This is a genomic window from Paraglaciecola sp. MB-3u-78, assembly GCF_002835935.1.
In the GTDB taxonomy this organism is placed as follows: domain Bacteria; phylum Pseudomonadota; class Gammaproteobacteria; order Enterobacterales; family Alteromonadaceae; genus Paraglaciecola.
In genome coordinates this window covers 317,271-338,321 of sequence record NZ_PJCF01000001.1, presented here as the reverse complement: position 1 = coordinate 338,321, position 21,051 = coordinate 317,271, and the positions used below count along the sequence as shown (strand labels likewise).

At 43.7% G+C, this 21,051-nt stretch carries 17 protein-coding genes and 1 pseudogene; 4 read left to right on the top strand and 14 right to left on the bottom strand.

Annotated elements, in window-relative coordinates:
• Nucleotides 1-12 precede the first annotated feature (12 nt).
• Together CXF95_RS01550 and CXF95_RS01545 are read left to right on the top strand one after the other, a co-directional pair.
• Nucleotides 13-4,095 carry a PilC/PilY family type IV pilus protein gene (locus tag CXF95_RS01550; RefSeq protein ID WP_101197059.1) on the top strand — a complete coding sequence of 1,361 codons (4,083 nt, stop codon included), beginning with the start codon at nucleotides 13-15 and terminating at the stop codon, nucleotides 4,093-4,095.
• Nucleotides 4,092-4,571 (top strand): type IV pilin protein, encoded by a 480-nt coding sequence (locus tag CXF95_RS01545; protein WP_101197058.1) that lies wholly within the window; start codon nucleotides 4,092-4,094, stop codon nucleotides 4,569-4,571. The genes CXF95_RS01550 and CXF95_RS01545 overlap by 4 nt, the downstream gene beginning before the upstream one ends.
• Before the next feature lie 58 nt (nucleotides 4,572-4,629).
• On the opposite strand, the gene CXF95_RS01540 is transcribed toward CXF95_RS01545, so the two are convergent.
• The 14 genes and pseudogenes from CXF95_RS01540 to CXF95_RS01475 all read right to left on the bottom strand — a co-directional run bounded on the left by CXF95_RS01540 (nucleotide 4,630) and on the right by CXF95_RS01475 (nucleotide 15,351).
• Entirely contained in the window at nucleotides 4,630-4,824 is a 195-nt protein-coding gene (locus CXF95_RS01540) for a YwbE family protein (protein WP_101197057.1), read from the bottom strand.
• A 9-nt stretch (nucleotides 4,825-4,833) separates the two neighbouring features.
• Nucleotides 4,834-4,914, bottom strand: a pseudogene (locus CXF95_RS01535) (endonuclease III); the annotation flags it as partial.
• Entirely contained in the window at nucleotides 4,915-5,880 is a 966-nt protein-coding gene (gene lipA / locus CXF95_RS01530; RefSeq protein WP_101197056.1) for a lipoyl synthase, read from the bottom strand. It lies immediately after the preceding pseudogene.
• Between the two features lie 65 nt (nucleotides 5,881-5,945).
• Nucleotides 5,946-6,728 (bottom strand): ferredoxin--NADP reductase, encoded by a 783-nt coding sequence (locus CXF95_RS01525; RefSeq protein WP_101197055.1) that lies wholly within the window; start codon nucleotides 6,726-6,728, stop codon nucleotides 5,946-5,948.
• A 117-nt stretch (nucleotides 6,729-6,845) separates the two neighbouring features.
• The gene (locus CXF95_RS01520; protein ID WP_101197054.1) at nucleotides 6,846-7,256 is read right to left on the bottom strand and encodes a SufE family protein; all 411 of its coding nucleotides are present in this window, start codon (nucleotides 7,254-7,256) and stop codon (nucleotides 6,846-6,848) included.
• Between the two features lie 22 nt (nucleotides 7,257-7,278).
• Nucleotides 7,279-7,812, bottom strand: a complete 534-nt coding sequence (gene sufT, locus CXF95_RS01515; protein WP_101197053.1) for a putative Fe-S cluster assembly protein SufT — start codon at nucleotides 7,810-7,812, stop codon at nucleotides 7,279-7,281.
• Between the two features lie 58 nt (nucleotides 7,813-7,870).
• Nucleotides 7,871-8,236, bottom strand: a complete 366-nt coding sequence (locus tag CXF95_RS01510) for an iron-sulfur cluster assembly accessory protein (RefSeq protein ID WP_101197052.1) — start codon at nucleotides 8,234-8,236, stop codon at nucleotides 7,871-7,873.
• 10 nt (nucleotides 8,237-8,246) lie between these two features.
• On the bottom strand, nucleotides 8,247-9,479 hold the full coding sequence (locus CXF95_RS01505) for an aminotransferase class V-fold PLP-dependent enzyme (protein ID WP_101197051.1): 1,233 nt from the start codon (nucleotides 9,477-9,479) through the stop codon (nucleotides 8,247-8,249).
• Nucleotides 9,476-10,735: a Fe-S cluster assembly protein SufD gene (gene sufD / locus CXF95_RS01500; protein ID WP_101197050.1), complete on the bottom strand. Its 1,260-nt coding sequence runs from the start codon at nucleotides 10,733-10,735 to the stop codon at nucleotides 9,476-9,478. The genes CXF95_RS01505 and sufD overlap by 4 nt, the downstream gene beginning before the upstream one ends.
• Nucleotides 10,732-11,496: a Fe-S cluster assembly ATPase SufC gene (gene sufC, locus CXF95_RS01495; protein ID WP_101197049.1), complete on the bottom strand. Its 765-nt coding sequence runs from the start codon at nucleotides 11,494-11,496 to the stop codon at nucleotides 10,732-10,734. Before sufC ends, sufD begins: the two co-directional genes overlap by 4 nt.
• Before the next feature lie 6 nt (nucleotides 11,497-11,502).
• Nucleotides 11,503-12,939 (bottom strand): Fe-S cluster assembly protein SufB, encoded by a 1,437-nt coding sequence (sufB, locus tag CXF95_RS01490; RefSeq protein ID WP_101197048.1) that lies wholly within the window; start codon nucleotides 12,937-12,939, stop codon nucleotides 11,503-11,505.
• Between the two features lie 326 nt (nucleotides 12,940-13,265).
• Nucleotides 13,266-13,748: a pyridoxal-phosphate dependent enzyme gene (locus tag CXF95_RS01485; RefSeq protein ID WP_255418873.1), complete on the bottom strand. Its 483-nt coding sequence runs from the start codon at nucleotides 13,746-13,748 to the stop codon at nucleotides 13,266-13,268.
• A gap of 261 nt (nucleotides 13,749-14,009) precedes the next feature.
• Nucleotides 14,010-14,813, bottom strand: a complete 804-nt coding sequence (locus CXF95_RS01480; RefSeq protein WP_101197047.1) for a beta-propeller fold lactonase family protein — start codon at nucleotides 14,811-14,813, stop codon at nucleotides 14,010-14,012.
• A 28-nt stretch (nucleotides 14,814-14,841) separates the two neighbouring features.
• A complete protein-coding gene (locus CXF95_RS01475) occupies nucleotides 14,842-15,351 on the bottom strand; it encodes a phage integrase N-terminal SAM-like domain-containing protein (protein WP_232787570.1) in 510 nt (169 codons plus the stop codon).
• 678 nt (nucleotides 15,352-16,029) lie between these two features.
• On the opposite strand from CXF95_RS01475, the gene CXF95_RS01470 reads away from it, so the two are divergent.
• Complete coding sequence (locus tag CXF95_RS01470; protein WP_232787569.1) at nucleotides 16,030-16,329, top strand: hypothetical protein; 300 nt, start codon at nucleotides 16,030-16,032, stop codon at nucleotides 16,327-16,329.
• Nucleotides 16,330-16,376: 47 nt separating this feature from the next.
• The gene (locus CXF95_RS01465) at nucleotides 16,377-20,837 is read left to right on the top strand and encodes a hypothetical protein (protein WP_101197046.1); all 4,461 of its coding nucleotides are present in this window, start codon (nucleotides 16,377-16,379) and stop codon (nucleotides 20,835-20,837) included.
• Nucleotides 20,838-21,051 lie beyond the last annotated feature (214 nt).

The following is a 21,051-nucleotide window of genomic DNA, read 5'->3' as shown; positions in this document are numbered from 1 at the left end:
GTGGTGTTTTTTATGAAATATATCAATAAATTTACAGCAATATGGTTGGTGACTAGTTTGACGCTTTTCAGCAGTGTGATTAATGCAGATGACTTGGAAATATATCTAGGAACAGCAGGCAGCGAGGTGACTTATAACCCGAATGTCATCTTCATTATGGATACATCGGGCAGTATGGGCTCTAAGGATGGTGGTACTGAATCACGCATGTTACGGGTACAAAATGCGTTAAAAGAAACCCTTAATTCTGTCACCAATATCAACGTAGGTTTAATGCGATTCTCAGATTTTGGTGGACCAGTCTTATACCCTGTTAGGCCGATTGATGATTCCGTTTCCCCTGAAATTATCACTTCTATTTCACAGGCAACAGATGATGCCTATGAAATTGCATCATCTGTAAACAGTTCCAATACCATATTGAAATTATCCCAAAGTACCAATTTAGTCACCCTAGGACTTCGTTACCAAGACCTTAATATCCCTCGTGGTGCAGTGATTACTAATGCCTATATTCGCTTCAGTTCAAGTGGGTTTAATAGTGGCGCAACAAACTTAACCTTTAGTGGTGAGCTCATTGGCAACTCAATAACATTCAGTGAAACCAGTAATAATATATCTGCTCGGACTAAAACATCTAATTCCGTACTTTGGGATACAGATAATGACTGGCCAGTGTCGAATGAAACGACAGTGTCTCCTGATCTAAGTAGCATTATACAAGAAATTGTCGATCAATCTGACTGGTGTGGAGGCAATTCTTTAAACATTATTGTTGATGGTCAAGGTATTAGCACCAGCAGTGAACGTGTATCACCTGCATTTGAGGATGGTCAAGGATTAGGTCCTCAATTAGTTGTGGTTTATGACGACACTACTTCAACGGGGTGTGTGAAAGGTAAGTTAAGTTATCAGGTTAGCTCACAAAACAATAATGCTGAAGAGCGCAGCGACGGATATGAATCAACAGGAACCGAACTCACGTTTAGGGACAGCTCTAACAAGTATATTGGTGTCAGGTTTAGAAAAATAGGCTTACCCCAAGGCGCGAGTATTTTAAGTGCCTATTTGGAATTTACCGCTTACCAAAGTAGTAGCAGCTCATCCGCTAGTTTTAATATTGCAGGAGTCGACCAAGATGATCCCAGAAATTTTAGACGCTACACGAGATATCTATTGAGAGATAAGCCAAAAACGACAGCTGTGGCTTGGTCTGGCATTCCTCAGTGGTATAAAAATTATACTTATCAAAGTCCACCAGTGACAAGCATCGTAGAACAAATTGTTGGACGGGCAGGTTGGTCGTCTGGCAACGATATGATGTTTGTATTTTCAGATTTTGTGGGTATTCGTGGCGCATACACCTATAACGGAAAACCTTCAGGGACAGTAAGTTTAGTCGTTGAGTATCAAGGAAATGCAACACCTGGCAGTACCTCAACTGTGCGTGAGCTTCTGGTCAGTCAAGTTGATTCATTGAGTGCAAGTGGAATGACGCCAATAGTTGATACGTTATACGAGGCTGCTAGCTATTATGGTGGTCTCCCCGTTGCTTATGGGAAAACCCGTGGCCAATCATCTGTTTCAAGTACGGTACGACGTAACACCAGAGTGAGCCATAGGTTGTCATACGTTGGAGCGGATTCCGTTTTACCTTCGGGTTGCACAGTAGATAACTTAAGTAGCTACGACTGTATGAATGAGTATATCCCAAATGGTGCCACTTACATCAGCCCAGTGACGGATAAAGTCTGTCAGACCAATAACCACATAGTGCTGTTATCTGATGGTGTGGCCAATAATAATCACAGTGTGACTGAAATTGAAACATTGCTTGGCAAGTCCTGTACCGGTTCTGGTGGCGAAAAATGTGGAGTAGATTTAACCAAAAACATAGGTGATGGTGATGACTCTAAGATTGATACACGAGTTTTCACACACACAATTGGCTTCGCAGCGGGTTCAACTGCAAACGCCTTTCTAAACGACTTAGCGATTAACGGCAACGGTGATTTCTATACTGCAGATGATACTGATGAATTAGTGGGTGTTTTCCAATCCATATTGAAAACGGTAAAAGATGTTAATGCTACTTTTGTCTCACCGGGTGTGGCTGTCAACCAACTTAATCGATTAACCCATAACGACGAGTTGTATTTTGCTTTATTTAAGCCTGCCGAAGGCACTATATGGCCTGGAAATGTCAAGAGGTATAGGTTAGATGGTTCGGATATTCTGGATAAAAATGGCTTAAATGCTGTGGATAGTGTCACTGGCTTTTTTAATGAGAGTGCTCACAGCTATTGGTCGTTATTGGCTGATGGAAATGACGTGCGAGAAGGTGGAACTGCTGGGCAAATGGGGTTACCTCGTGAGGTATATGCTTTTGATGGCGTGGGTGCAATAATCAAAACCGACAATTTGCTGCATGAAGATAACGCCAGTTTAACGATTACAGATTTAGCGGTTGGTGCCTTAGCGGATCCAGCAGCCGCTCGCGAAACTGTATTAAAATGGGCCCGTGGAGTCGATGTGAAAGATGACGATGCCGATGGCAGTTCAACTGATGCAAGACAAGCAATGGGCGACCCCATTCATTCTCAACCAGTCATCGTTAATTATTCCCTTACAGACAGTGCCGTGTTTGTGGCAACCAATCATGGTTTCTTGCACTCCTTCGACCCCGCTACAGGTGAAGAAAATTTTGCGATTATGCCAAAAGACTTAATGGACAATTTGTATGATTTATATCTCGATTCTTCGACATTTTCACACATTTACGGTCTAGATGGCGATATGGTGCTCAGAACTATGGGCAGTAATATCTATCTTTACGTAGGTATGCGCCGTGGTGGTAATAATTATTATGCTTTTGATATTACTAGTAAAACTAACCCTAAATTGATGTTTAAAATTGAAGGCGGTACTGGGGATTTTGCAAACTTGGGACAAACGTGGTCAAAGCCTACCGTGACAAAAATTAAAGTGGGAGCGACCATTAGAAATGTTTTAATCTTTGGCGGTGGTTATGACGAAGATCAAGACAGTAAATTGCTCAGAAGTACTGATTCTGTTGGCAACTCAGTGTTTATTGTTGATGCTGATAGCGGCGAACTTATCTGGTCTGCAAGTGATGCTGATGCAGACTTAATTCTGCCAGAAATGGGATACAGTATTCCCGCCAGAATTTCTGTGATTGATCGCGATAATGATGGGTTTGCCGATCATATGTATGTTGCAGATATGGGAGGGCAATTATTTAGACTGGATATTCATAATGAAGAGTCAGTCGCAGACTTAGTCACCGGTGGTCTACTTGCTAATTTTGGTGGCGATATCGAACAAGATAATAGACGTTTTTATTACGGTCCCGATATTTCTGAAATAAGCTTGGGCACCGAGCACTACTATGCTGTTGTACTGGGTTCTGGTTTCCGTGCACATCCATTAAATACAGCTATTAATGACCATTTTTATATGATCAAAGACGAAGGTGTCTTTTCCCTTGATACTGATGGTAACTTTGGTTTTCCTTCTATACCTTTAGGTTTAAGTGATTTATATGATGCTACCGAACATTTACTGACATCTTCAGATTCCGCAGCCAAAGAATTGGCATTTGAACAATTTTCAGAGTCTCAGGGTTGGTATATTCGTCTTAAAATTGGTGGGGAAAAGGTACTTGCCTCGCCACTCATTTTGGACTACCAAGTGATATTTACCACCTACTTGCCCGCAACGGCTAGTGAGAGCGAATGCGCGCCACCAACCGGAAACAGCCGTGCGTATCTGGTTGAATTGATCAATGGCAACTCGGTGACTGACCTTAACAATGATGGCACACAGTTACATGAAGACCGTTACGCACAATTGAAACAAACAGGTATCGCCCCAGATACCAAAATATTGATTGAAGATATTATTAAGCCTATTATTTGTTTGGGAACTGAATGTGCGTCGACTGTCATCGAGGTCGATGAAGATGGTAATAAAGTTGCCTGTGGTTCAGACTTTGAGTGTCTAGCCGAAAATATTCACAGCTATTTTGAGCGAGTACAAAAAAGTAGTTGGAAAACAGAGACAGAGAGACCATGAAAGTAGTTATAAATACACTGAGTAAACATCAAAAAGGGTTTACATTAATTGAATTGATGATAGTAGTGGCTATTATTGGCATTATTGCCAGTATTGCATACCCTAGTTACCAAGGGTTTGTTGTTAGCACTAATAGAGGTGCGGCCCAAGCTGATTTAATGAGCTTAGCGGCTGCGATGGAGCGACACAAAGCCGCTAGTTTTAGTTACAAGGCTGCCGCAGTGTCTGCTGCAGATACGGGGAAACCCGCTATTTTCCATCAGCATTCGCCGTCTGCTGAGCTCTATGATAATCGCAAATATGATTTGTATATCAGTTCGGCCAGTGGCAGTGCTTATTTAATTGAAGCTAAGCCAGTAACCGGCACTCCCCAAGCAGGAGACGGAAATGTTGCATTTTACAGCGATGGACGGCGGGCATGGGATGCCAACAATAATGGCACTTACAGCACAACTGAATATTGTTGGAGTTGTTAGGATGTATACATACCCCGTCGTTCTGAAACGTGCATTTTGAGGAGGTTTGGGTATGATTTTACTGATGAATTTGTTTCACTCTGCCCACTTCACCACTGTCTAATCGGACTTTAATTCCATGAGGGTGATTAGGCGAGTTGGTGAGAATTTTTTCGACCACCCCTTCGGTTAAGTTACCCGTTCTTTGATCTTGTTTTAGTACGATAGAAACTTGCGAACCTATCTTAATGTTTGCTCGTTTTGTGCCTTCCATTGTTATTTCCTAGTCTTCAGTCTTATCTTTTAATTCACATAAATCTTCAATTAAACATGAACCGCAGCGAGGTTTACGGACAATACAAGTTTATTTTACTTCTTTACCTGCTGCTTGCCGATCAGCATGATAGCTTGAACGAACCAAAGGACCCGATGCGGTATAGGCAAAACCAATTTTATCTGCATAGGCTTTTAACTGGTCAAATTCTATTGGGGGTACATAACGTTTAACGGGTAAATGGTGTTTAGAGGGTTGCAGGTATTGACCCACTGTTAGCATATCAACATTATGTTCGCGCAGATCCCGCAGCACTTCTTCTATTTCACTTATTTCTTCGCCTAGACCAAGCATTAAGCCTGATTTTGTTTTCACTTCAGGGTGTGCTTCTTTAAAGCGACGCAGTAAGTCTAATGACCATTGATAATTGGCACCTGGGCGCGCTAGTTTATATAGGCGAGGTGCTGTTTCAAGATTATGATTGAAAACATCGGGGGGTGTTGCAATGAGTATCTCAAGCGCGCGGTCCATGCGGCCACGAAAATCAGGCACCAAAGCCTCAATAGTGATATCGGGGTTATGCTTACGAATTTCGCGAATACAATCGGCAAAATGTTGTGCACCACCATCCCGTAAGTCATCACGGTCTACTGATGTGATAACCACATAGTTTAATTTCATGTCTTTAATAGTAATGGCGAGTTTTTCAGGTTCACCAGCATCAGGCTTTAAAGGACGGCCATGGCCAACATCACAAAACGGGCACCGACGAGTGCAAATTGCCCCTAGAATCATAAATGTAGCTGTACCGTTGTTAAAACACTCTGAAAGGTTAGGGCACGATGCCTCTTCACACACTGAGTGCAAACCATGCTTTCGCATCGCTTGTTTGATGGCATCAATACGTTCAGTTGATTTTGGCAAGCGGATTTTTAGCCACTCAGGTTTACTCAACATTTCTGTTTTTTCTGTTGGCAACACTTTAATAGGGATAAACGCCATTTTTTCAGCGTCGCGAAGTTTTACACCTGGCTCCATTTTGAGCGGTTTATTCATTCGTTTTAAAACCTTTAATGTGCTTAACATCTGGTGTATTAAGCGTGTGAATCATTTGTCTGTGACTACTTTTCGAGGAAGGCTTGTTCGATGACATAATCGCCTTGTTCTCTTGATGTGGCCTTTTTAAAGCCTTGTTTTTTTAATATTGCCATCGTGTCATTAAGCATGGCTTGATTACCACAAAGCATGAATCTATCCGTACTCGGATCAAGATCTGGCAAGCCAATTTCTTGTGTTAACGTATTATTCGCTAGCAAGTGCGTAATTCTTTGTTGATGAGCTTGAGAACGAAACGACTCTCGTGTCACTGTGGGGTAATAGATAAGTTTTTTCTGTACCAAATCACCAAAAAATTCATTGTTCGGTAGTGCTTCACAGATGGTGTGTTGATAAGCGAGCTCAGACATATAACGCACACCATGAACCACTATAATTTTTTCATACTGTTCGTACAGGTGTGGATCTTTAATAATACTCATAAAGGGTGCTAAACCAGTTCCGGTCGCCAGCAAGTACAGATGCTTGCCCGGTTTAAGGTGACCAGCTACCAGGGTCCCAGCAGGGCGTGTCGATAAAGTAAGTGGCTCACCAACCTGAATGTGCTGCAAACGAGATGTGAGTGCACCATCGGGGACTTTTATACTAAAAAACTCAAGTTCATCTTCATAATTTGCACTGGCAATACTGTAAGCACGCAGTAGCGGTTTTCCATCGACCTCAAGGCCTATCATCACGAACTGGCCGTTTTCAAAGGTGAATGTGGGCAGACGAGTGGTTTTAAAGCTAAACAGCGAATCATTCCAGTGATGAACATTCGTGACTGTTTCTGTGATGGTATTTCTCATTTATTACTCTTGTAAACTCGGGTGGAAAAAGCTATCCGTAAATATATGATGTTAATATTCATTCCTGAATAGGGTTTGAACCAAGGAGGCTTGCAAATACTGCTCAGTCCTATCTGTTCACGTTTTCGTTTTAGCAAGGGTCTGAATTTTGGCGACGATAGCATGCAGGCCGTTACCACGGGTGGGGGTGATATGGCGCTCAAGGTCCAGTTCTTTGAAATAGCCATTGATGTCAAAATCGAGGATATGATCCTTGGTTTTGTCATTAAAAACGGCCATTACTAAGGCCAGTAGACCATTAACAATCACCGCGTCACTGTCTGCCTGAAACTGTAATTTACCGTCCCGCTCAGTGCTCACTAGCCACACACTGCTTTGGCAACCTCTGACCCGATTCTTGTCAGTTTTCAGACTTTCATCAATAGGTGGAATACTTTTGCCCAAATCGATGATGTACTGATAGCGCTGCTCCCAGTCATCAAAAAAGGCCATATCCTCAACAATTTCTTTGCTGCTTGGTAGGTTCATCATGGACTCTCAGGTTATCTAGCTAGAAAAAAATACCGGCTTCGAGCTGAGCTTCTTCGCTCATCATCTCACGGGACCAAGGGGGATCAAATATCAGCTCTACTGCAACCTGTTTAACATTGGGTACCATGCTCACTCGATATTCTACATCGCCTACCAGCACCGGTCCCATACCACAGGCGGGGGCCGTCAGGGTCATATCGATATGCACGGTTTGTGTGTCCTGATTGACGAACACTTTGTAGATCAGCCCCAGAGATAACAGGTCAATGGGAATTTCAGGATCATAGACAGTTGCCAGGGCTTGTAAAACCTGATCCTTATGAATAAGACCATCTTTGAGGATAGGGAAATCCAGTTTTTGCGGCTTGCGGCCTATGGCATCGGCATCAGTGCCATCAATACGTAACATATTGCCGCGCCAAGTGACCGTGAAGTTGCCGCCAAGATCTTGGGTGATATTGACAAATTCACCTTGTGGGATCACTTGTAAATCGCCATTAGGCACACCCCTTGCCTTACATTCGCGCTCAGTAACCACGATTTTTTGTCGCATTTATTGTACCTCTTTATGACAAAGCACAGGTTGATGACAAAGCACAGGTTTATGACATCTAGCTGACATTAAAGCTTTCACCACAACCACATTCATTGACGGCATTGGGGTTATTAAACCTGACTACGCCGTTGACGCCTTCTTTCACATAGTCAATTTCAGTGTTTCTGACTAAATCCATAGTTTTGGCGGCGATGGTCAGGGTGAGCTTATCACTCGCCTCGATACGCGTATCCCCGTCTTCTGGTTGCTTGGCAACGTCCAGCACATAGGAGTAACCGGTGCAGCCGCTGACTTTGCTGGACAGGCGCAATAGGTGGCCGGGGTGCTCTGCCAACTTGCCTTCGAAATACTTTATCGCAGCTTTTGTCAGAGTGACGGCATCGCCTTGGCGATTTTCGGGGTTAAATATTTCTACATTCATCAAATAATCCTCATGCCAGCATGCTCTGGACTTTTTTAAGGGCAATAAACAACGCGTCCACTTCTTCTAAAGTGTTATATACCGAGAATGAAGCTCTGGCTGTCCCCGGCAAATCTAAGCGGCGCATCAGTGGTTGGGCACAATGATCGCCCGTACGGATGGCAATGCCCTGACGATCCAGAAGAAAGCCAACATCGGCGGGGTGGCTGCCCTGTAATATAAAACTCAACACGCCCATCTTAATTGGGGCATTCCCGATAATGGTTAAGCCCTCAAAGGCTTGGGCCTGTTCCAGGACGCTGGCCATCAGTGCCTGTTCATGAGCTTGCACCGCGCTTAAGTCCAGGCTGGTAAACCAGTCTATGGCGGCAGCTAAACCGATGGCACCGGCAATATTGGGGGTGCCAGCCTCAAGGCGATTAGGCAATTCGCCCCAGGTGGCACTTTCGTAAGTGACGGTGGCAATCATTTCACCACCTGTCTGCCATACTGGCCAATCTTGAAGTACCACTTCTTTACCCCAAAGCACACCGATGCCCGTAGGACCAAATAATTTGTGGCCGGAGAACACGTAAAAATCACAGTCGATATCGTCTACATTCACATTGCCATGAGCAATACTCTGTGCCCCGTCAATGAGGACCAACGCGCCTTTTTCTTTACTCAGGGCGGTGAGCTCTTTTACCGGATTCACAGTGCCCAGGGCATTGGAAACATGGGGCAGGGCAACCATTTTCGTTTTCTGTGTCAACAAAGAAGCAAAGGCTTGGGTATCCAGTGTGCCATTATCATGGATGGGCACAATTTTCAGTGTTGCACCGCTGCGCACACAGGCCTGCTGCCAGGTGACAAGGTTAGCGTGATGTTCCATTTCCGTTACCAGCACTTCATCGCCACTTTGCAGGCGCTGGGCCATGCCATTGGCAACAATATTGATACCTTCGGTGGTACCACTGGTCCAGATTACTTCCTTGCGATCACGGGCATGAATAAAGTTGGCGACTGTATCCCGGGATTTTTCGTAGCGCCGGGTGGCCTCATCGGAAAGATGATGGGCGCCGCGATGCACATTGGCATTACACTGGGTGTAAAAATCGGTTATCGCTTGGATCACCGCCAGCGGTTTTTGGGTGGTGGCGGCATTATCCAGATACACCAGAGGCTTACCCTCAATCTGCTGATGCAAAATAGGGAACTGGCCTCGGATTTCATCCATATTCAGTACACTGTTGCGGGTATTCATTTGACTTCCATTTCCATGAAGCGTGAATGCAATTGGGGCTTGAGCCATTGCGCTAGGTGCTGATTAGGCATCTGATCCACCAGTTCTTGGATAAAGCCGAAGTTGAGCATAACCAGCGCTTGAGATCGTGATATGCCGCGGGAAAGCAAGTAATACAAGGTTTCTTCCTCGGTCTCGGCAACCGTGGCACCGTGAGCACACAGCACGTCGTCGGCATAGATTTCCAACTCAGGCTTAGTATTTATCTGACCCCGACGGGACAATAACAGGTTGCGGTTATGCAGCTCCGCTAGCGTCTTCTGGGCGTTGCGGTGAATATGAATGCGGCCATTGAAAACGGCCTTGGCCTTGTCACCGACAATGCCTCGGGCATTTTCTTTTGTGGTGCCATTGGGCACCACATGTTCGATGGTGCTGTGCAAATCAAAATGTTCTGCTTCGCCAAGCAGGTAAACGGCGTTAAATTTGGCCTTGGCATGCTCACCGTTGTGAATGATATCCACATCCATCCGAGACAACTCACTGCCATAAGCGATAAGTGTACTGTTAAGCTGTGATTTTTGCTGCAGACTGAAATGACAGCCGCCGATATGAATGGCCTGATGGGTATGCATGGCCAGTCGGTAATGCTCAAGATAAGCCTGTTCACCGACTTCATATTCGGCAAAACCGGTGCTAAGGCTGGCCTCTTCTCCTTGTCCGTGTTCAATCACTGTGGCACTGGCATGGCTCCCTAAGCGCACCAGCACACGATGATGAGACTCTTGTCCATCGGTACTGATATTAACAATCCGAATGGGTTGTTCAATCTTGCTGCCGGCATCAATATCGATAATCAGACCATCTTCTGCTAAGGCATCGTTGACCAGCCCAAAAAGATGACGCTGAGGTTTGATCTTTGCAAACAGGGCTTTGGCCGTGTTTTGTTCCTTAACTGATGCATCCAGCAAGCTACTGATATGCAGCCCTTTTGGTAAAGGCAGTAAGCTTATATCGCTTTGTAATTTGCCATTTACAAACACCAAATCCAGGCTGTTCAGACCCGCTATATCTTCAATGATGGCTTCGCCTGCTGTGGTACCAGGGCTTAATTCAAGCTGTTCCAGTGGTGCCAGTGAGGTGTATTTCCAGCTTTCCACTCGACGATTGGGCCATTTAGTGTTGCCCAGTGCTTCCAGGGCTTGAGCCCGAAGCGGGCTAAGCCAGTCATCATTGGCCTGACCACGGTCTATGACCTGCTGTAACCACTGACTCATGCATTCGTCTCCTCGGCGTGATCCTGCCCAAGAAAAGCGTAACCTTCTTTTTCCACGTCTGTGGCCAGCAAGGCGTCGCCACTTTTGACTACTTTACCATTGGCCAAAATATGCACATAGTCCGGTTTAATATAATCGAGCAGGCGCTGATAGTGGGTGATGATAATAAAGCTGCGCTTGCCGTCCCGTTGGCTGTTCACGCCGTTAGCCACTACCTGCAGGGCATCGATATCCAAACCTGAGTCAGATTCATCCAGAATACATAGACTTGGTTCAAGCAGGATCATCTGCATAATTTCGTTGCGTTTCTTTTCGCCACCAGAAAACCCTTCGTTAACACCGCGTTTAAGAAAATCCAGCGATAACTGTACCTGTTTGCAGGCTTCCTTGGCTTTTTTCAGAAACTCTGTGGCAGTCAATGGCGTTTCACCACGTTGCTCACGTATGGCGTTCACTGATTCTTTCATAAAGGCCATATTGCTGACACCGGGGATCTCTACCGGATACTGAAAAGCCAGAAAAAGTCCTTTGCGGGCCCGTTCTTCTATCGCCATGTCGAGCAGGTCTTCGCCGTGAAATTCAACTTGACCTTCACTTACCTCATAGCCTTCGCGACCGGATAGAATGAAACCTAAGGTGCTTTTACCTGCGCCGTTAGGGCCCATAATGGCATGAACTTCACCGGGTTTAATGTCCAGGTTAAGACCTTTTAGTATCTCTTTTTGTTCTACACTGGCGTGTAGGTTTGTAATTTTAAGCATGAATTTTTATCCTATTGAGCCTTCAAGACTGATCTCGAGTAATTTGCCCGCCTCTACGGCGAACTCCATTGGCAGTTCTTTGAATACTTCCTTACAGAAGCCATTAACGATCATCGATACGGCCTTTTCAGGATCAAGGCCACGTTGCTGGCATAAAAACATCTGATCATCGCTGACCTTGGAGGTGGTAGCCTCATGCTCCACTATGGCAGAGGGATTGCGACTCTCGATATAAGGAAAGGTGTGAGCACCGCAGCGATCACCAATGAGCAGTGAGTCACACTGGGTAAAATTACGGGCACCATCTGCTTTGGCACCCATATGGACCAGGCCACGGTAGGTATTGTTGCTGTTACCGGCGCTGATACCCTTGGAAATAATAGTGGACTTGGTATTCTTGCCCAAATGGATCATCTTGGTGCCCGTATCGGCCTGCTGCCTGCCCCGGGTAAGGGCAACAGAATAGAATTCACCCACACTGTTATCGCCTTTAAGTATACAACTGGGGTATTTCCAGGTGATAGCAGAGCCTGTTTCCACCTGAGTCCACGAAACCTTGGCATTGGTGTGACATATAGCGCGTTTGGTCACAAAGTTATATATCCCCCCTTTACCGTTCTCATCACCGGGATACCAGTTTTGTACTGTGGAGTACTTGATTTGAGCATCATCCATAACAACCAGTTCAACCACGGCAGCATGCAACTGGTTTTCATCCCGTTGAGGCGCAGTGCAGCCTTCCAGGTAACTCACATGGCTGCCCTCTTCGGCAATAATCAGTGTCCGTTCGAACTGGCCAGTATTCTCCTCATTGATGCGGAAGTAGGTGGACAGCTCCATAGGGCAACGCACGCCCTTGGGAATATAGACAAATGAACCATCGGTGAATACTGCACTGTTAAGGGCGGCGAAGTAATTATCTGAACGGGGAACCACCGAACCGAGATATTTTTTTACCAGTTCAGGAAACTTATGCACGGCCTCGGAAATGGGGCAGAAAATAACGCCCGCTTCTTCCAGCTTTGCACGGTAGGTGGTCACCACAGACACAGAATCGAAAACGGCGTCTACTGCCACCCCAGCCAGCATTTCTTGCTCATAAAGCGGAATGCCCAGCTTTTCATAGGTGCGCAATAGTTCAGGGTCGACTTCATCCAGAGACTGGGGTTTGTCCGCCATACTCTTTGGTGCCGAGTAATATGAGATGGCCTTAAAATCGATTTTCGGGTAATGCACATGGGCCCAATCTGGCTCTTCCATGTCAAGCCAGTTGTTATAGGCGCGCAGCCGCCACTCTAACATCCACTCTGGCTCTTCTTTCATGGCGGAGATGCGGCGTATAACATCTTCGTCCAGGCCAGCTGGAAAGGTTTCAGATTCGATGTCGGAGACAAAACCGGCATCGTATTTGCGGGATAATACCTCTTCGATTTGCTCACTCATACTTTAGTTTCTCCCTAGCTTTGTTGCCCTGATTTCAATAATTAGATGCCACAGTGGCTGTTTAAGTTATTGCAAACCACGAATCTGGTAGACAACAGCATAATATTTACAATAACTCATAATACTTGAGTAATTTGGTCAAGTATTAAGCCTACAGTACCTGACTAATTTACTCAAGTATTGTGGGCAAAGAAATAATCGTTTTCAATTTACTTATCCCGAACTCAGGTTTACTAAGTCTAAAGTTGCTGCTGATCAGAAGCGTCATCGGCGAACATTTTAAGTACGCTATGCTCCCAAATAAAATGTTTGCACAGGGCGGCTAGCTAAGGAACTAGCAAAGTGTTACATAAGCAATAAAAAGGACGAAGTTGTATTGTGCCAAATTTTTCGGCATAGGCATGTATAGCTGGCGAGCCGCCAAGATGCATAAGCAGAATTTTTGCGTCCTTATCAAAGCGGCCTTCATCAGCCAAGTTTAATAGTCCTCGTATTGCGCGACCTTCATAGACAGGATCGGCAATCAACCCTTCGGTGCTGGCAAATAAGTGGATAGCATCTGTAATTTCTTTATCAGCGATGCCGTAGGCGTTGGTATTGGCAGGTACAATTTCAATATTTTGTGGTGTAACTCGTACATCTAGTCCAAGTTCACGTAAGGCGTTATTGGCTAAAAGCTCTACACGAGATTTTTTAATCTCGGTTTCGTTATCATCTGATATACCGATAATACGGGTTTTGATATCAAGTGCTGCAAAGCCTGCTACCAGACCTGCTTGTGTACTGCTTGAGTATAGCGCGTCAACTATCTTGACCGGTCAAGATAGTTGACGTGCTATACCTGCAAATTGCACATTTGCGACGGATAGCGAATGGCTCTAGTGAGCGAGGAACGGTCATTCGATACCTTTCGCTTTAACAGCCGTCCTTTGCTAATTAGAGCGGACTTTCAATGCAGTTCGTAAACAATTAGAGTATCGCCTTTACCCGTAGTTACGAGTAAGTGGCTCCCGTCTGGTGAAGCATAAACTGAAGCCGCACCATTTCGTTCTCCAACCTTTTTTATCCCCTCACTTTTCGACCTGATGTTTACCATTTACTAATGTCTGGCTATGCTCTAATAAGCCGTTCGCGGTGCGATTAAAAATGGTAATGGAATCTTCATTAAACCCCGCAACAATTACTTGAGAACCATCTGGGGTAACGACGATGTTAACGGCTCCGCCCAATCCATATTCTATGTTGTCACTATCTCTAATTACTTGCTTAGAAACGATATTGTTGCTTCCATTTATATCAAAAATAGAAACCGCATTACTCGCCACACTAGCCACAAATATTTGACTATTATCGGGTGCTATTGCTATATCGTATGCACCTAGAAGCCCCAATGTATCTTTTGCTCTAACTGACTCTTTATCACTAAATACATCCTCATAGGGTAAGCCATCCCTTATGGATCGAATGAATTGATAGTTCTCCTGTTCGTCCCGTTCGAATATAGCGACTGCACTATCATAAAAGCTTACAACATATGCGCGGTGTCCATCTGACGATAGGGCTAAGGATGTTGCACCATTTAAACCACTAATATTTGAATTGTTTACAAAAATTTGACTGAAGGTGAGTTCAAAGTTTGGGTGAGTATTAAAAATTGAGAGCGAATTATCATCTGCGCTTACAACCAACAATTGACGACCATCAGGCGTCAGTTCAGCAACCCTTGCGCCTCCTAAACCATCTACTCCTGACCGATTATCTGTCAGAGTTTGTTTTTCTCGCATCGTTTCAAAATTGGGAACTTCACTATCAGAAGAGATGCATCCATAGGTTAAGGTTCCAAGCAGTATCACTAATAAATTTGATTTAAACATCCTGATTTCTTTAATCTAATCATCTACTTTACAGGGCGACAGTAGTAAATACTGGTAGAGATTTACTCATAAAAGACTTTAGACAGGTTATCAAAGAAAGGTAGTGCTGTCGTTCCATTACACGCAATCCTGCACCGTATGCGACAGACAAGGCAGTGCGATACTTTAGGTTGTTAGCTGCCACAATCAGGCTCTTCACTTCTTCAAGGCTGAGTACCTGAGGTAATTTACGAGTCGTAGGCACCGTACTCAATTTGTGAACAATATCGGGACGATTAAGGGTTTTACAGAATAGGAACTGCAACGCTGATAACGTGGCATTGATGCTGATATTCGATGTACCTTGTTCGGCCAATGCTATCTGAAATTGCTGTAACTCCTCTGATGTGACATGTGCTGGCGAGTGTTTGAGATAGTTGGCAAGCTTTGCGAATGCTCGAATATAACCAATCTGGGTTTTAGGGCTGAGTTTGCGCATGTTCATATCGTCTATCATGCGCTGACGTAATGGACTGACGGTTTCATTAACTTGAGTCATTATAATACTCCTAAGTGAATTAAAGGCGAAAATGCCCTTTACTCAGCATAGAAGTGGGTCACAAATGATGGAGCGTTTTACGAGATAAAAGGGGAAACCCTACCGCGAAAGCGGTTTAGTCCGATCGCTCTTTGCGGCCGCTCGCAATAAAATGATGTCTGACTCAACCGAGTGAATATCGTGCAGTCAACATCATTGCTGAAATGCCATCCCCCTTTCGCTGCTTTGTTAACACACCACGGCAAATCAAGCGATGGCAGAGCCCGCGGATGGCCTGCCTACTTCATCCACTTTTAGCCAAATTAAGAAGTGTCAGATTTTTTTACACATTTTAACGCCCTTTAAAGTTTGAAATCCCCTACAGCCCTTTTTTTACGGTTTTTTTAATCCAAATGCATTAGACCAGTTATTTTACTTAGATATATGTTACAAAAAGGAAAAATCACCTAACGCATTGTATTGTATGTAATATTTATTATTGGCATAAAGTATGCCTAATCTCAGTAAGCTCGGCATAAGTATATTGTGCCTAGTATGAAGATATAGGCCGTCGCCTCTTCAGAAAATCATATCCTCAGTCACTTCACGTAATGAGAGTTGATTAATCGGAAGTCCTTACCTCATACATTGGTCACCCCTCAATGGGATATCTCACATTACATTAAATGGAAGTAGATAATGAAAAATATAGTGTTAAAAACCTGCTTAACCGCTTTGGTTTTGTCTGTCTCTGGTTTAGCAAATGCAGACCCAATTGCAATTACAAACACTGATGCTCAATTGCGCTCGTATTCGGCCATATCGGGGGCTGCGGTGAATATAGCAGCCCACCCCGAATTGTCGACTGCTCCCAATGTTGGCGGTCATCTCGCTGCACAAGCAGCCGTTGTTATCGGTGCCAATACTACCGTCAATGATGTAATTACGCATTTGAAATGTTATGTCAAAGGATCGATATTGCAAGTCTTCACATCGTAACGTTCCGAAATAAAACTAAATTTAACGAATTAACTCTTGAGGAAATTATGTCTATACAAACAAAAATTTGGAAGTTAACGCTTGCTTATAGTCTAGTGTTATTCAGTACTATGGCTTCGGCTGCGACAACCACTATTCAAGCTAACTGTGGCGGTTTACCAGGTGGAGTTTGGGATGGTGCTAAGTGTATTTTAACCGCAGATCTTGTAATTGCTTCCGGTGAAAGTGTTCTTGTCGCATACCCACATATATTATACATTCAAAGTGGTAAAACCTTAACCATTGATTCCGGTGCTAGTCTGATTAACCAGGGCCAGATAGAAAATTATGGTGCTTTGGTTAACAACGGCACGCTTACTAACAGTTATGCGGAGCTACATCATCATTTCCCGAGCGCAGCCTATAGTGGTAATTTGCTAAATTCGGGAAAATTGTACTTTTCCGGAACTTTACCTGTGGGTGATACAGATGTTGGAGTCTTCAGTACCGGTATTGTTGCTCAAGTTAAGCAGAGCGACACCCTGACCATAGCTAATGGTACGAGCTTAACGATACCTTCAGGCCATCGTTTTGTTAATGACGGCACCTTGATTGTTAACAATGGCGGTACAGTTAACAATAACCATCGTTTTGAAAACAACGATACAGTCCAAAATCATGGCGACATTATCAGCACAAATGCGTTAACTAATAGCTTGGATGCACAGCTTAAAATCTTAGGAAGCACGGCTACCTTACAGATTAATTCAGGTACATTAATTAATTTAGGTACCATTGAAAATCAAGGCACCTTTCAAAATAATGCAACGATTAATAATGGTTTTACGGTAGGCAATAGCAACGATAATGCACCAAACACTCTGATTGATAATCAAGGTAGCTTAATTAATAACGGCACAATTCATAATGGCAACGATAACGGAAGTGGCAGTATTGAAACCGTTGGTGCTATTAAAAATTACAGTACGATCAACAATCAGGGCGGCAGTATCATCATTAATCAGCAATCCCGTACCAAGCGTGGTTCGTTGACCCTTTATAATGCATCGACTGTCAATAATGGTGGTAGGTTAACCCTAAATGCTGGTGGGTCAGTGGAATTAAATTCAGGTAGTACTATTAATAATTATCTAACCTTCGAGGTGTTTTCGATCCTTAACATTAACAGTGGCGCGGAAATCACTAACCACTCTGATGCGACGCTTTCGACTTCTGATGGGGCTGGGCGAATCCAAAATAATGGTGGCATTATTAATAATAACGACTCTTCCACAATGACGCTTGCTCCAAATACTACAATTTTGAACAATGGTAGTATTATTAATAATGCCTCCTTCACAAGTAAAGGTAAGATAGACAATGAAGGAGGTGGTCTATTTGAAAACAATAATTATTTTTACAACATCGGGCTACTCACTAATTACTCGACCATTATAAATAATGGAGACTTTGGCAGTACCACAGCGTTTCAAAATAACCACAACGGCCATATCAACAACTACGGGGGTGTAATTACCAATAACTCTACGGGTACATTTACCCTAAACACCTTTGATAACTATGCGCAATTCATCAACTATGGCACCTTAAGCCTGCTACGCGATATTATTCAATATAATGGTAGTGAGTTAGCCCTGCTAGCGGGAGAGGCTTCAAATTATGGTCTTTTTGAAAATAAAACTGGCGCTACGATATCTTTTACTGAAGGTCTATTTACTAATATTGGTAGCTTAGATAATAAAGGTGCCATTGGTGACTCCACCACTAGTTCTATGGCATTTACCAATAATGGCGAGTTGACCAATTGGGCTTGTGATGGTGGTGTCTTAGATGCGCAAGTAAGTGGTACTGATGCTATTAACAATTGTAAACTTGTTGCTATTTATAGAAGTAACGCAACAAATACTGACTGTGATGTTATTGGCACATGGAATGCGGCCAAAAGCCGTTGCGAAGGAACTATGTTTCGTATAAATGGAACTACCTGTGGCCATATGAACGGGCAATGGAATAACACCACTAAGAACTGTAGTGTGGATAGCTTTTTATCGGAAGCTAATATCATCGTTAATATTCCTGAAGGTAACACGCTCACCATTAATGGTACCGCAACTATCGAAGGCAGCTTTTTTGGCCTAGGCAAATTGGTGAACTACGGCACCATCAACACAGATGGGCCTATGACCTTAACCGGAAGTATTCCGAGTGAAAATAACGGTACGTTTAATAACAATGGCGTTATGGAGGTTTGGGGGCCAGCCAGTTTCAATAACGTGGGTAACCTTAACAATTTGAGCACGGGTGAAGTCGAGCTGAAGACGGATGGTGTTTTTAATAATACAGGGAATTTTACTAATGAAGGTCTGCTGAGTCTAGACGGTATTAATATTACAGATAATACAACTGAAACATATCCTGGTGTATTTGAAATTATTGTAACTGATTCTTTGCAAAGTACTGTTGCGCGTTTTAACAACAATTCATATGGCAAATTTTTAAATGAAACCACTGGGCAGATTAGCGTTCGTGATGACGGCATCTTTTTTAATAAAGCCAACTCAGATTTTAAAAACTATGGTGTTTTACTCATTTTAGATGATGTTGAAAATAAGGAGTTATATTTCAGTATCGATGACCTGATTAGTGAAGAGGCCGATGACGAATCAAGTTATGATGGGTACCGTGACCCTTCACGTATAGCAACTTTTATCAACACAGGAGTATTTACCCAATATTCGGGTGGCTCGCTCACTAATTATGACCAGCTTTTAATCGCTACTGATGGTTTACTAACCTTAGAAGGTGGCAGATTCACTAACCATGGTGAGTTTAAAATATATAAAGAAGCAACCTTTTGGACACGCGCTAATGCAGTTATTCTTAATGAGACCAATGCGAAGATTGAAAGCTTCGGAAACTTCTTTAGTGAAAGTACCATCGATAACGCCGGTGAATTTTTTGTCGATACTGGCGGTTTTTTTGAAAACTTATTTTCTTTCTCTTTTCATAATAAGCCAGGCGGAATCTTTACCAATGCGGGCACTGTAAGGAATACGGGTGGTTTTTTTGATAATCAAACTGGCTCAGTGTTCATTAACCTTAAAGGCATCTTTGAAAATGGAAACGGCACCTTAAGTAATGAAATCAATGCCACAGTAGTGAATACAGGCACAATTGATTTAGGTACAGGCTTATTTAACAATGATGGCGATACCAAAAACTTTAATGGTGCGAGTATCCTTGGAGCGATAAATGGTATCCCTGCACAGCAAATTAATAACGCCCCACCAATCTCAGGTAATCAAGAAATAAAACTTCAAATTAATACCATAGTAGAAATATTCCCATCTGCAACTGATGAAGAGGGACAAGCACTTACTTATTCATTTGTTGGAAGTCCAATAAATGGTCGTTTAATAAGTGGTCAAGGGCATTATTTTTATGCACCTAATCTTGGTTTTGTTGGTGAAGATTCACTTTATTTTATCGCTTCAGATGGTGTAACTGGCAGTAATGTTGGCGAAATTAACATAACAGTTAGCAGCAATAATGCACCGTTCATGTCACATGCTGCAATATCGGGTGGCGCTCTGAATATAGCCGCAGACTCGGTCGTAAACGGTGATCTTGCTGCACAAGCGGCCATTGTTATAGGTGCTAACTCTACAGTTCAAAACCTCTATGCTGGCGCTGCGGTTACCGCAGGTGCTTATTCTCAAGTTAAGGACATCTATGCCGGCGCCGCCGCGGGTCTAGGGGCTAATGCTGATGCTAAAAACATCTTTGCCGGGGCCGCCGTTACTGTAGGCGCGGGTGGAAGTGCTGATAACTTGTATGCCGGCGCAGCCATTACCTTAGGCGCGGGTGCGACTGTATCAGATCCGTCAAATGATGGCGGCGATGTACATGCGTGGGCGGCCATCACTGGCGATGTAGGTACTGCTGACTATAGGGCTTATGTCTATCCTGATGAAATAGCTGAGGCCAAAGAGTCGTTCAACATAACAACTGCTTTGACCGCTATAGAAGATGTACAGGACCTTTTATTTACCCGCGACGGTGATGTGATATTGGGTACGAGTATGGGAAGTGCAACGATCCCTACTGACTTAGCCTCTGGAGTATATGAAGGAGGTGCTCTAAATATGCCCGCAAACTCAGTCATCAATTTTACAACGAATGCTCCTAATCAGGTTTGGATCATTAACCTTAGCGAGGCTCTGACGTTAGGTGCAGGGACTACATTTAACATAACTGGTAGTGATACAAATAGTGCTACTATCATTTGGAATATCGGCGCTGCGCTCAATCTAGGTGCAGGCACATCTTTCCGTGGCACCGCATTTGTAGGGGGCGCTGTTATCGGTGCGACTTCATTTGTTAGTTGTGGTCATTTGTATGCTACAGGGGTCATTAGCATTGGTAGCATTGGTGTCGACATTGAAGGTGATGCAGTAACTTGCGAAAATTCAGGTGCTGTATTTACTTATCTGGATACACTCTATTAATTAGCAGTAATTACGCACCATAATAGGTGCTATTTCTCAGATTAAATGGTCGGCTGTTATAGTTCGGCCATTTTTTTGTAAAAGGAAAACCATTGACAAGAAAAAAATTAAATAGTCACCCAGTGCGCCGAGATAAAACAGCAATTAGATAGACCAGACTAATTAAATAGACGTATATGGACGCTCCCGATATGTCAACTTACTACTTGCCCCT